Below are 12,968 nucleotides of genomic sequence, written 5' to 3'. Positions count from 1 at the left end.
AAACGCCATGTGCGTGGCGTTCTGCCCGAACATGGGTGTGTCTTCCTTGACTGTAGGGCTGGTTGGAGGAGGCTGCTTGCCAAAAACCGGGAAGGATTTATGAATTTCGCGGCAGATTACCGCAGAGCCATTGAAATTTAGACTTAAGTCGTATGTCGTAGACGGTTTGTGACTTCGAGGGCAGAGCGCTCCAAAACGGCGCGCCGGAGTTGGCTTGGCGGACAGCCGAACGTGCTGCGAAACGCATGCGTCAAGGCGCTCTGATGGGCAAAGCCGGTATTCACGGCGATCTGCGACAGCGGCATACGGCTCTCCTCGAGCAGCCGACGTGCCGCTTCCAGTCGCCGTCGGCGTACGTATTGCCACGGAGAAAGCCCTGTCTGCTCGCGAAAACGGTTGCGGAAGTGAGCCTCGCTGAGACACGCCTGGGCGGCCAGGTCGGCCACGGAGATCGGTGAGGCCAAGTGCCGGTCGATGAAGCGGTCGAGTTTGGCCAGGTCCAGGCGGTGCACGCTGGAATGGGAAGCCGTTCCACCGAGCCTGGCATGCAGGCAGCCGAGAAAGGTGGCGGCCAGGCGGTCGCTCTGTGCGGCGCTCAGGCCCCCCTTGTCGTTGGCCTGTTCGAGCAGCAGAAACTCGAGGTAATGCTTGAGAGGGCTGTCCAGGGCGAAGAAGCGCGGGGCATCGAAGAGGCGCGACAGCTCGTGGTGGTAGCCGGTGAGCGAGGGGGCATCGGCGGGCAGGTCGAGGATCAACTGGCGGTTTTCACCCTGGCCAACGTAATAGTGCACGTGGTTGGCGGGCACGATGCAGCCGGAGAAGGCGGAAATCGCGCCGCCGAGGCCTTCGATCTCGAACTCCGCACGGCCCTGCAGGCCGATGACGATCTGGTGAAAGTCATGGGCATGATGCTGGGTGGCGGTGTCGAGAGGAATCTGGCGTATGACGCTGGACATGGGGGTCTCCCGCCTGTGGCTATCGCATTGAAGCTTACCACACTCGACGCCTGGTCAACGCTTGGGCTGGTTGCGCTGTTGCTCTCTCAGGCGCTGGTGAGACGCCAGGTGATGGCGCAGCGCAGTCAGTTCATCGCGACCGGTCTTGTCGAGCAGGGGCTTGCCTTGGGCGAGCTGCCAGGGACGGCCATGCTCCTGCATCAGGCGCTGGGCCCGGCGCCGCACTCCTTCGAGGTAGTCGTCGTGGCGAATGGGGTAGTTCATCACGATGTTCCACTCCGTCTCTCCAACCTTGTTCTCAAGGGCCTTGTCGAACAGTGCCAGCAGCTGCTCCGGCTCGGTGCGATAGCGCGGCGTGCGCGAGAACAGCAGGATCAGCACCATGCCGCCGATGACGAACAGGCAAACGGCGAAGATGAGCAAGAAGAGTGCCATGAGTGAGCCACGCTGGCGGAGAAGGCTGGCGGGAGGCACCAGGGGGTGTCAGCCCGCAGCGGGAGTTGGAGCGGGTGAAGGGAATCGAACCCTCGTCTTAAGCTTGGGAAGCTTCTGCTCTACCATTGAGCTACACCCGCAGGCGGATTCGATAGTAAAACCAAGGGTTTGGGCTTTGCAAGCCGTTGTGTGCCTTTCTCGTTCCTCTCTCGTTAAGTGATTGTTTTACCGATCTTGCATGGCGTGTGGCAAAGGCGGGGTAGCGCGAGATAAAAAAATTAACGAACAGTGGCGAACTTTTTTGCTTGCTGCTGTCATATCTGATACAGGCAACAGCGCGATGGCAGTCGCTAACACTGTTGCTCTGGCTCGCAGTTTCGATCTTGCCGCCCATGACCCCATGGGCGGTTTTTTTTTCGTCAGGTACGACGCATGCAGAGCCGGCCCGCCCGGGGGCGGCCGGGCGGGTCGAGCACGCTGGCTGATACGGCTTGGCTTGGATGCCCAGCGCTTCGGCCGGGCGATGATGGACTCAGCTATGACGCATGCGCAGAATTGCGGTCAGAACGTCGCGACGGGTCACGATGCCGCATAGACGTCCTTGCTCGGTTACCGGGTAGACCTTGGGTTTCTGTCCCAGCATCTCCTGCGCCAGATCGGTAATGCTCTTGGTTGGCGAAACGGACAGGACCTCGTTGCGCATCAGCTCCTTGACCAGCGGTGCTTCGTCATTGAGATAGGCACTCTGTAACAGCTTGCCCAGTACGTCCTGTTCCGAGATGAAACCGATGAGATTGTCATGCTCGTCGACGACCGGCACGCCAGGCAAACGATGCAGGGCGAGGCCTTGGGCCAGTGTGGTGATCGAGGTGTTGCCGGTGACCCGGTAGCAATCCCGGGACATGATATCGCGAACGACGGTAGGGGCCCTGTTGAGCATGGCGCATCTCCTTGTTTCGGTCGCTCTTGGCGGGACACTTTCAGCATAGTCGAGCCGACTCGGATATAAGGGAAGTCTTCAACACCTTGCCAACGCTCTGAGCCGGAGGCCGAGGGCTAACAACGATGGCGGAACATGATCATGGCCGTGTGGCTCCAACAAGTCAGGAGTGTGGACTAGCTTGTAGGCAGGCTAGGCGAACCTGATGCCCAAGGGGAGGTGGGTCATGGATGCGCGCGAATACCTGGCAAGAAAGGGGCTCGATGGCAGTCGCGATGAGGAGCGCCCCAACACCCTGGAGGAGAAGGCCTGGGAGCGTGCGCGCCAGGCGGGCGGCCACCAGCCGCGTGCGGGAACGCCCCACGACTGGGAAGATTGGGAGCGCTATCACGATAAGTTGGCCGAAGGCGCCGACACCATCGAGCAGAAGATCGATCACGAAGCCCATCGCCAAGCCAAGGAAGAGGCGGAGGGGGTGAGTGAGGCCGAGCCCGTGGTGCGGGAGTACGTACCGCCGAAAACCCATGAAAAAATGGCCTCAGTCCGGCAGGTTCCACCGTCCATGTCATCTCTGGGCCGGCAAGATTCGCTGACGCTGCGTTTCTCCTTGATGGCGCTGGCCCTGTTGCTGCCACCCTTGGCCGTCGGTCTATCGCGGGGCGGTGCCGGGCGTATCGCCATCTGCCTGCTACTCACGTTGCTGGGCTGGCTGCCGGGTTGCCTCTATGCCTGGTGGTGGTTGCGGCGCGGGGCTTAACTGACTCCTTAACCTGCCTGGATGCTCGCTCTGGTCCTGGTGGGCATCATCGTATCTCTTCATTGCCGTCCCGTTTCTCTGACCCTGTATTCGAAATCGAACAGTGTTGTCGAAAAACGAAAGCTTGTTAGGGAAGGAGGGTTCACTTGTCGGAGATGCCTAGGGTAAGCCATTCTCGGCCGCCGGTAGACTATAGTATGACGGTTTGTTCGAACATTGACGTTGCCCCTTATCTACCTCTGCGCTAGTCTCGCTATCGTAAATCGAACATGTGAGGTTGTTTTTTGATTGAAAACGAACATGGTGCGCTCTCTCCTGTTCGTTTTTTCCGGCAAGACCTCCATGGCTACGACCCGACAAGAATAACAGGGCGAGGCTAATGTCCTACTTACTCTCCATCGATCAAGGCACGACCAGCTCGCGTGCGGTTCTCTTCGATCGTTCGCTGCGTCCGCTGGTCATGGCTCAGCGGGCGCTGGCTCAATCATTCCCGGGCGACGGTTGGGTGGAGCATGACGCTGAGGCGATCTGGCAGTCCGTACTGGGCGTGTGTCGGGAGGCCTTGCAGCCTGTCGCTCCTGCTGAGGTGGCGGCGATCGGCATCACCAATCAGCGGGAGTCCACCGTAGTCTGGGATCGCGCCACCGGCGAACCGATCCATCCCGTGATCGTGTGGCAGGATCGACGCACTGTTGCTCAGTGCGAGGCGCTCGCCGCTGCCGGCCATGGCGAGGTGGTTCGCGACCGTACCGGGCTTCTGATCGATCCCTATTTCTCCGCCACCAAGCTGGCCTGGATCCTGGATAACGTGCCCGGAGCACGTCAACGCGCCGAGCGCGGTGAGCTGGCCTTCGGCACCGTCGACAGCTATCTGATCTGGCGCCTGACCGGTGGCCGGCGGCATCTGACCGATGCGACGAACGCTTCGCGCACGCTGCTGTTCAACATTCACACCCAGCAGTGGGATGCGGAGTTGCTGGCTCTGTTCGATATCCCGGCGGCGCTACTACCGGCGGTATGCGACTCCAGCGACGACTATGGGGTCACTGATTCCACCCTGTTCGGCCATGAAATTCCCATCCTCGGCGTGGCCGGTGATCAGCACGCCGCGCTGGTCGGTCAGGCCTGCTTCGAGACCGGCATGCTGAAGAGCACTTACGGCACCGGCTGTTTCATGATGCTCAACACCGGCGAGCGGGCGGTCGCCTCCCATAACCGCCTGTTGACCACACTGGCCTATCGGCTGAATGGCGTGCCCACCTATGCCATGGAGGGCAGCATCTTCGTGGCCGGCGCCACGGTGCAGTGGCTGCGCGATGGCCTGGGGCTGTTCGAGGATGCGGCTGAAACCGAGTGGCTCGCCGAACGGACCCGAGGAAGTCACGGCGTCTACTTGGTGCCGGCCTTCACCGGTCTGGGCGCGCCTCATTGGGATCCGCGAGCTCGCGGAGCGATCCTCGGCCTGACCCGCGATACGGGCATCGCTGAGCTGGTAGCGGCGGGCCTGCGTTCGGTGTGCTTCCAGTCGCGCGATCTCTATCAATGCATGATGCAGGACGTCGGCACCGACCGGGGCAGGCTGAGGGTCGATGGCGGCATGGTGGCCAATGGCTGGCTGATGCAGTGCCTGGCCGATGTGCTGGGGCAGGAGGTGGATCGTCCCGTGGTACGGGAAACGACAGCCCAGGGGGCGGCCTACCTGGCGGCTCTGGGCGTCGGTTGGTATCGCTCGCTGGATGAGCTGGCGGCGCTGTGGCAATGCGAGCGCACCTTCATGCCTGCGATGTCTGCTGGCATGCGGGAGTCGCTCTACGCTGGTTGGCAGATGGCCGTGGCAAGAGTGAAGAGCGATCGCGGCGATGATCAGGCCAACGCATCGCATGACGCCATGTCGCTGGCCGGCTAGGCGTACGCGCCAGTTCAACAACGACTCAATAACGATGACAAAGAGTTCAGCATGTCTCTGATACTTGAAAACATCGACCATGTGGTCAATGGAGCCACGCATATCGAGGGGGTCAACCTCGAGTTGGCTCCCGGCTCCTTCAACGTACTGCTGGGACGAACCCTGGCAGGCAAGACGACACTGATGCGCATCATGGCGGGCCTCGAGGCACCAACCCGCGGCAGGGTGTTGATGCATGGCGAGGACGTGACGCGCAAGTCGGTGCGCAAACGCAACGTTTCGATGGTCTACCAGCAGTTCATCAACTACCCGAGCCTGACGGTCTTCGACAACATCGCCTCGCCGCTCAAGTTGGCTCGCGTGCCGCGAGAAGAAATTCGCCGGCGTGTGCTCGAGACGGCCAGGATGTTACATATCGAACATTTATTGGAGCGTTATCCAGCGGAGCTCTCCGGCGGCCAGCAGCAGCGCACCGCCATGGGCCGCGCGCTGGTCAAGGATGCCGATCTGATCCTGTTCGACGAGCCGCTGGTCAACCTCGACTACAAGCTACGTGAGGAGTTTCGCGAGGAGCTGCGCGAGCTGTTCAAGGCGCGTAACTGCATCGCCGTCTACGCTACCACCGAGCCCAATGAGGCGCTGGCTCTGGGTGGTCACACTGCCGTGCTGCACGAGGGGCGCCTGCTGCAGTACGGTCCCACCGAGGACGTTTACCATCGTCCCCGCGACGTGCTTACCGCCGAGATGTTTTCGGAGCCGCCCATCAACGTAGTGCCGGCGATGGTTTCCGGCTCCGAAGTGACCTTCGATCGTAATGTCCACTTTCCGCTCAACCGCGATCTGGCGAGTCTCACACCGGGCCAGTACCAGTTTGGCGTGCGTGCCTCGCACATTGGACTGCAGCGTCAGGCGGACGACGATCTCGAGCTGGACGTGACGGTCGATATCGCCGAGATCAGCGGCTCGGAGACCTTCCTTCACGTGCACAACGACCTCTTCCACCTGGTGCTGCACCTGGCCGGGGTGCATGAGTTCGGCGTCGACCAGCGTATCAAGGTCTATTTTCCGACTCACAAGATCTATGCCTTCGATCGGCATGGCGACGTCGTGCACATCCCGGCACGGCCAGGAGCGCACTGATGGCCCAGATCACCCTCAAGTCGCTGGCGCACAGCTACGCGCCGAACCCCTCGGGGCCCGATGACTATGCCATTCGCGAGATGGAGCACGTGTGGCACCAGGGCGGGGCCTATGCCCTGCTAGGGCCTTCCGGGTGTGGCAAGTCGACCTTGCTCAATATCATTTCCGGCCTGCTGACACCCTCGAACGGGCAGGTGCTGTTCGACGACCAGGTCATGAACGAGCTGCCACCCGAGGAGCGCAACATTGCCCAGGTGTTCCAGTTCCCGGTGGTCTACGACACCATGACGGTGTACGACAACCTGGCCTTTCCGCTGCGTAATGTGGGTACTCCCGAAGCCAAGGTGCGCGAGCGCGTCGCCGAGGTGGCCGATATCCTCGATCTCACCTCGCTGCTCAGGCGCCGGGCGCGCAACCTCACCGCCGACGAGAAGCAGAAGGTCTCCATGGGGCGCGGCCTGGTGCGCGACGATGTCTCGGCGATCCTCTTCGACGAGCCGCTCACGGTGATCGATCCCCAGCTCAAGTGGAAGCTCCGGCGCAAGCTCAAGGAGATCCACGAGCGCTTCAACATCACCATGATCTACGTGACCCACGACCAGCTCGAGGCTTCGACCTTTGCCGACAAGATCGCGGTGATGTACGAGGGCCAGGTGGTGCAGTTCGGCACCCCGCGTGAGCTGTTCGAGACGCCGGCGCATACCTTCGTCGGATACTTCATCGGCAGCCCCGGCATGAACCTGATGGAGGTGGCGCGCACTGACAGCGGGGCGCGGGCCGGTACCGTCGACCTGACGCTCTCTCCGGCGCTTCAGGGCGCCATCCAGCAGGCCCGTTCACGCAACATCAAGCTCGGGATTCGCCCCGAGTTCGTCGAGGTGCGGGAAACTCCGGCCACGGATGCCTACCCGATCGAGATCGACAGCGTTCAGGACCTCGGTACCTACCGCATCGTGTCGTTCGCATTCGCCGGCAAGACGTTCCGTGCGCGCCTGGGTGAAGACCAGCCGCTGCCGCCACGGCAGGCGTTCGTCCGCTTCCCCGAAGCGTGGCTGCACCTTTATATCGACGAGTTCCGCGTGGAGGTGGGGCAATGAACAAGGTCTACAACAACCGGGCGTGGTTCCTGATCCTGCCCATGCTGCTGCTGGTGGCATTCTCGGCCATCATTCCACTGATGACAGTGGTCAACTACTCGGTGCAAGACGTGTTCGATGCCAACACGCGCTTCTTCACCGGCACCGAGTGGTTCGAGGTGATGCTGAACGACTCGGCGCTGCAGGCGGCACTGCTGCGCCAGTTCGCCTTTTCCTTCACCATTCTGGCGATCGAGGTGCCGCTGGGGATCGGTATCGCCCTGCTGATGCCCAAGCGCGGCTGGCAGGCTTCCGCCGTGCTGATCCTGATCACGCTGCCGCTGCTTATCCCATGGAACGTGGTGGGCAGCATCTGGCAGCTCTTCACCCGTGGCGACATCGGGCTGATGGGCGTCGGCATTCGCGAGCTGGGCTACCCCTATAACATCACCCGCAATGCTACCGATGCCTGGGCCACGATCATCCTGATGGATGTGTGGCACTGGACCCCGCTGATCGCCCTGCTGTGCTACAGCGGCCTGCGCTCGATTCCCGATGCCTATTACCAGGCGGCACGCATCGATCGTGCCTCGAAGTGGGCGGTGTTCCGCTACATCCAACTGCCCAAGCTTACCAACGTGCTGGTAATCGGCGTGCTGTTGCGCTTCATGCACTCGTTCATGATCTATGCGGAACCGTTCGTGCTCACCGGCGGCGGGCCGGGCAGTTCCACCACCTTTCTCAGCCAGTCGCTGACCACCATGGCCATCGGGCAGCAGGACCTGGGCCCCTCGGCGGCGTTCTCGCTGATCTATTTCCTCATCATTCTGCTGGTCTGCTGGGTCTTCTACACCGCGATCATGAACAGCCAGAAAGACGACACCTCACAGGGAGGCGCCTGACATGACCCGCTCCGTGCCGACCACCCCCGAAAGCGTACGTCAGCAGGCGGCCGACAGTGCCGCCAGGCGCCGCAAGCAAGCCCGCTCGGCCAGCGTCCGTTGGCGTCGCCGCACGCTGCTCGGGCTCTATCTAGTGTTCGTGATGCTGCCGATCTACTGGCTGCTCAACCTGTCGTTCCAGACCAACAGTGAGATTCTCGGCACCTTCTCGTTCTGGCCGCAGAACTTCACCCTGGGCAACTACGTGGGTATCTTCACCGACGCCAACTGGTACATGGGCTACGTCAACTCGCTGGCCTACGTGCTGATGAACATGCTGATCAGTATCACGGTGGCGCTGCCCGCCGCCTATGCCTTCAGCCGCTTCAAGTTCATCGGCGACAAGCACCTGTTCTTCTGGTTGCTGACCAACCTGATGGCGCCGCCGGCGGTATTCCTGCTGCCCTATTTCCAGCTCTACTACTCGGTGGGGCTGTTCGATACCCATATCGCTGTGGCGCTGGCTCACTGTCTGTTCAACATTCCGCTGGCGGTATGGATTCTCGAGGGCTTCATGAGCAGCGTGCCCAAGGAAGTCGACGAAACCGCCTATATCGATGGCTACAGCTTTCCGCGCTTCTTCGTCACCATCTTCCTACCCATGATCCGCTCGGGAATCGGCGTGACGCTGTTCTTCCTGTTCATGTTCTCCTGGGTCGAGCTGCTGCTCTCCCGCACCCTGACCGCCACCAAGGCCCAGCCCATCGCCTCGATCATGACGCGTACCTCGACGGCATCGGGTATCGACTGGGGCACCCTGGCCGCCGCCGGCGTGCTGACCATCATCCCGGGCATCGTGGTGGTCTATTTCGTGCGCAACCATATCGCCAAGGGCTTTGCCCTGGGCCGGACCTGAGGGGAGGAAACCACGATGGATTGGATGGTCTGGACACTGCCCACGGCGGTTTTCTTCGCCGTCATCGCCGCGATACTGCTTGGCATGACGGCCTGGGAGCTGGTTTCGCCCACGGTGGAACGGCGCGGCTTCCTGCCGATCGCTACTACCCGCGGCGATCGGCTCTTCATAGGGCTGCTTTCCGCTGCCTATATCCACCTGGCGGTGGTCGGCTTCACCGAACTCTCGATTTGGTTTGCCCTAGGGGCTTCCGTCCTCTGGTTGCTGGTGCTGATGCGCTGGGGCTGAACCAAGGCCGTACGGACGATAACCGTGTCATGGACGACATCCACACGCAGACGAGGTCAACATGAAGAATAAAAGGATCCAACTGACGGCGATCGCGGGCAGCCTGCTGCTCGCTTCGGCCGGCCTGCACGCCCAGTCAGACGATGCCCGTGCGATCGCCGAGCGGCTGGTCGATACGCACTTCCAGAACTCCACGCTTTCCCGCGAGGAGCAGATCGAGGAGTTGCTATGGTTTGCCCAGGCCGCCGAGTCGTTCCGCGGCATGGAGATCAATACCGTCGCCGAAGGTCTGACTACCCACGTCTGGGAGCGTGACGTACTGGCGCCGGCCTTCGAGGAACTCACCGGCATCCGGGTCACCCACAACATCATCGGCGAAGGTGACGTGGTGGACAACATGCAGACCCAGATGCAGACCGGGCGCAATATCTACGACGGCTACGTCAACGACTCGGATGCCATCGGTACCCATATCCGCTACGGCACTACCGTCAATCTGTCCCAGGCCATGGAGAACGAGTGGGCCGACTTCACGTTGCCGACCCTCGATCTCGACGACTTCATCGGCCTGCAGTACACCACCGGGCCGGACGGCAGCATCTACCAACTGCCCGATCAGCAGTTCGCCAACCTCTACTGGTTCCGCTATGACTGGTTCCAGCGCGAGGACCTGCAGGAGCAGTTCCGCGAGATCTACGGCTACGACCTGGGCGTGCCGACCAACTGGACGGCCTACGAGGACATCGCCGAGTTCTTCACCGAGCACGTTGGCGAGATCGACGGCCAGCGGGTCTATGGTCACATGGACTACGGGCGCCGCGATCCGTCGCTGGGCTGGCGTTTCCACGATTCCTGGCTCTCCATGGCGGGCATGGGCAGCCCCGGTGTGCCGTTCGGCAATCCGGTGGACGATTGGGGCATTCGCGTCGACGAAGAGAGCCGCCCGGTGGGGGCCAGCGTCAGCCGTGGTGGTGCCACCAACTCGCCGGCCTCGGTCTTCGCCGTGACCAAGATGGTCGAGTGGCTGGACAAGTACGCGCCGCCCGAGGCCCAGGGCATGACCTTCGGTGAAGCCGGTCCGGTGCCTGCCCAGGGCAACATCGCCCAGCAGATCTTCTGGTACACCGCCTTCACCGCCGACATGACCGACCCGGGGCTGCCGGTCACCGATGACGAAGGCAACCCCAAATGGCGCATGGCGCCGTCGCCCACCGGGCCGTACTGGGAGGAGGGCATGAAGGTGGGCTACCAGGACGTGGGTTCCTGGACCTTCTTCGATTCCACCCCGGAGGACCGGCGCACCGCGGCCTGGCTGTTCGCTCAGTTCACCACCGCCAAGACCGTATCGCTGGAGAAGCTGATGGCCGGTCTCACGCCGATCCGCGAGTCCGACATCTTCTCCGACCAGATGACCGAACTGGCACCCAAGCTGGGCGGCCTGGTGGAGTTCTACCGCAGCCCCAACGAGTCGAACTGGACCCCGTCTTCCACCAACGTGCCGGATTATCCGCGCATGGCACCGCTGTGGTGGCAGAACCTGGCCCCGGCCGTGAGCGGTGAGATCACGCCCCAGGAGGCGCTCGACAACCTGGCCGGCGCGCTCGACAACATCATGGCGCGGCTGGCACGGGCCAACGTGTTCGAGGCCTACCCGCCGATGCTCAACGAAGAGCGCGACCCGGAGTACTGGCTGTCGCAGGAAGGCTCGCCCAAGGCCAAGCTCGACGACGAGATGCCGCAGGGAACCACCGTGCCTTACGACCAGATGATGGAGGAGTGGATGGCCGCCGGTACACGCTGAGGCAAGCGTCGGGCCGCACCCGGCGAGCCAAGTTGCCCGGCGCGTTGTGCCGGGCCCAGACACCATCACCGTGTTCCGGTAGCCCGTCCGGGTCATCCTTGCCCCGCTCGGCGCTCGCCGAACGGGGCTTTTGCTTCAAAAAGGTCCGTACATGGAACTGCGTAGCAGTAATATCAATAAGTTGGATAACGGAGACTTCGACGTACTGATCGTGGGGGGCGGCATCAATGGCGCCTCTGCGGCGGCGGCACTGGCCGGCAAGGGAGTACGGGTTGCGCTGATCGAGCGGGGCGATTTCGCCGGCAGCACCAGCATGCACTCGTCCAACCTGGTGTGGGGCGGCATCAAGTACATGGAGAGTCGCGACTTCGCCCTGGTGCGCAAGCTCTGCATGAGCCGCAACCACCTGATCAGGAGCTATCCCGCCACGGTGCAGGAAATCCGCTTTCTCACCACCATCACACGGGGCTTTCGCTACCACCCGCGCTACCTGTGGGCCGGTGCATGGCTTTACTGGCTGATCGGCAATGGCTTTACGCGGATTCCGCGCTTTCTCTCGTCCAGCGCGATTCGTGACAGTGAAGCGATCATCGACACGCGCGATGCCATCGGCGGTTTCGAGTATTCCGATGCCTACCTGCACGACAACGACGCCCGCTTCGTCTTCAACTTCGTGCGTGGGGCGCTCAACTACGGTGCGGTGGCGGCGAACTATGTGGAGTCGCTGGGTGCGCGACGCGAGAACGGCGGCTGGGTGACGCAGGTGCGCGATGTCGTCACCGGGCGGCAGTTCGTCGTACGCTCCAGAGTCCTGATCAACGCCGCCGGCCCCTGGGTCGACGAGCACAACAGCCTCACCGGGCAAGCCACGGACCATCGCCACGTATACTCCAAGGGCATCCACCTGATCGTGCCGCGTCTGACCGACAGTCGACGCGTGCTGGCGTTCTTCGCCGATGATGGCCGACTCTTCTTCGTCATTCCCATGGGGCCGCGAACCTGTATCGGGACCACCGACACCCGCGTCGAGAGACCCGAGGTGACGGCCACGGAAGACGACATTCGCTTCGTGCTGGACAACATCAACAAGCGCCTCGAACTCGACAGGCCGCTGGACAAGCAGGACATTATTTCCATCCGCTGCGGTGTGCGTCCCCTGGCGGTCAAGGCCGATGGCGGCAGTGGGCGCGACTTCCTGCAGCTCTCGCGCAAGCATGCCATCGACATCAACCAGGCCGACTCGCATCTGAGCATCTTCGGTGGCAAGCTGACCGACTGCCTCAACGTGGGCGAGGAGATCGTCGCCGCGGTCGGCCGGATGGGTGTCGAGGTGCCGTACCCCAAATATCGCTGGTACGGCGAGCCGCCCGATCAGGTGCGCCATGAGTTTCTCCACCAGGCGAAACTCATGGGGCTCGATGATTTCACCGCGAGTGACGCCTCCGAGCCGCTGTCGACCCGACTGTGGCGACGCTATGGCACCCATGCGCTGGAGATGCTCGAGGAGATCCGCGAGGATCCGCGCCAGGCCGAGGTGCTGATCGAAGGTACGGAATACCTGCGCTGCGAGCTGCACTACGCCAAGCGGCGCGAGATGATCACCCGCCTGGAGGATTTCCTGCGGCGGCGCTCCAAGGTCGCCCTGGTGGTGCATGAGGAGGCGATGCGCCAGTCACCTGGCTTGCGTGAGGCGTGTGCGATCCTGTTCGGCGATCAGGCCGATGTGCGCCTGGAGGAGTATTTCGCCACCACACGTCGTGAGCGTGGCGAGGTGGCGTCGGGGAGCCTGTCATGTCGAGCGAGTCGGCCCGCTCGCCGACATCCGGTGCATGAAGCGCCTTGGCGTCGGTGCATTGAAGGGCGGCGAAATGG

11 protein-coding genes, 1 tRNA gene and 1 pseudogene are annotated in these 12,968 nt (G+C 62.4%); 9 read left to right on the top strand and 4 right to left on the bottom strand.

Annotated elements, in window-relative coordinates; genetic code table 11:
* Positions 1-143 precede the first annotated feature (143 nt).
* The 4 genes from EKK97_RS15685 to EKK97_RS15670 form a co-directional block, all read right to left on the bottom strand.
* Positions 144-956: an AraC family transcriptional regulator gene (locus EKK97_RS15685; protein ID WP_159553266.1), complete on the bottom strand. Its 813-nt coding sequence runs from the start codon at positions 954-956 to the stop codon at positions 144-146.
* A 54-nt stretch (positions 957-1,010) separates the two neighbouring features.
* The gene (locus EKK97_RS15680; protein ID WP_159553264.1) at positions 1,011-1,391 is read right to left on the bottom strand and encodes a hypothetical protein; all 381 of its coding nucleotides are present in this window, start codon (positions 1,389-1,391) and stop codon (positions 1,011-1,013) included.
* Positions 1,392-1,457: 66 nt separating this feature from the next.
* Positions 1,458-1,531 (bottom strand) — tRNA-Gly (locus tag EKK97_RS15675).
* Positions 1,532-1,923: 392 nt separating this feature from the next.
* On the bottom strand, positions 1,924-2,331 hold the full coding sequence (locus EKK97_RS15670) for a CBS domain-containing protein (RefSeq protein ID WP_159553250.1): 408 nt from the start codon (positions 2,329-2,331) through the stop codon (positions 1,924-1,926).
* Positions 2,332-2,557: 226 nt separating this feature from the next.
* On the opposite strand from EKK97_RS15670, the gene EKK97_RS15665 reads away from it, so the two are divergent.
* From EKK97_RS15665 to EKK97_RS15625, 9 genes and pseudogenes are all read left to right on the top strand, one after another.
* A complete protein-coding gene (locus EKK97_RS15665; protein WP_159553248.1) occupies positions 2,558-3,088 on the top strand; it encodes a YqaE/Pmp3 family membrane protein in 531 nt (176 codons plus the stop codon).
* A gap of 379 nt (positions 3,089-3,467) precedes the next feature.
* Positions 3,468-4,994, top strand: coding sequence for a glycerol kinase GlpK (glpK, locus tag EKK97_RS15660; RefSeq protein WP_159553246.1), 1,527 nt, complete (start codon positions 3,468-3,470; stop codon positions 4,992-4,994).
* A gap of 51 nt (positions 4,995-5,045) precedes the next feature.
* A complete protein-coding gene (locus EKK97_RS15655; RefSeq protein WP_159553244.1) occupies positions 5,046-6,134 on the top strand; it encodes an ABC transporter ATP-binding protein in 1,089 nt (362 codons plus the stop codon).
* Positions 6,134-7,231: an ABC transporter ATP-binding protein gene (locus EKK97_RS15650; protein WP_159553242.1), complete on the top strand. Its 1,098-nt coding sequence runs from the start codon at positions 6,134-6,136 to the stop codon at positions 7,229-7,231. Before EKK97_RS15655 ends, EKK97_RS15650 begins: the two co-directional genes overlap by 1 nt.
* Positions 7,228-8,112: a carbohydrate ABC transporter permease gene (locus EKK97_RS15645; RefSeq protein ID WP_159553240.1), complete on the top strand. Its 885-nt coding sequence runs from the start codon at positions 7,228-7,230 to the stop codon at positions 8,110-8,112. Before EKK97_RS15650 ends, EKK97_RS15645 begins: the two co-directional genes overlap by 4 nt.
* Position 8,113: 1 nt before the next feature.
* Positions 8,114-9,007, top strand: a complete 894-nt coding sequence (locus tag EKK97_RS15640) for a carbohydrate ABC transporter permease (RefSeq protein ID WP_159553238.1) — start codon at positions 8,114-8,116, stop codon at positions 9,005-9,007.
* Between the two features lie 15 nt (positions 9,008-9,022).
* A complete protein-coding gene (locus EKK97_RS15635) occupies positions 9,023-9,295 on the top strand; it encodes a DUF2160 domain-containing protein (RefSeq protein WP_159553236.1) in 273 nt (90 codons plus the stop codon).
* Between the two features lie 61 nt (positions 9,296-9,356).
* Entirely contained in the window at positions 9,357-11,096 is a 1,740-nt protein-coding gene (locus tag EKK97_RS15630; RefSeq protein WP_159553234.1) for an ABC transporter substrate-binding protein, read from the top strand.
* Positions 11,097-11,247: 151 nt separating this feature from the next.
* A pseudogene (locus tag EKK97_RS15625) lies at positions 11,248-12,852 on the top strand (glycerol-3-phosphate dehydrogenase/oxidase); the annotation flags it as partial.
* Positions 12,853-12,968: the final 116 nt, after the last annotated feature.

The organism is Billgrantia tianxiuensis (assembly GCF_009834345.1).
GTDB lineage: Bacteria > Pseudomonadota > Gammaproteobacteria > Pseudomonadales > Halomonadaceae > Halomonas > Halomonas tianxiuensis.
This window is presented reverse-complemented; position numbering and strand designations above follow the sequence as displayed.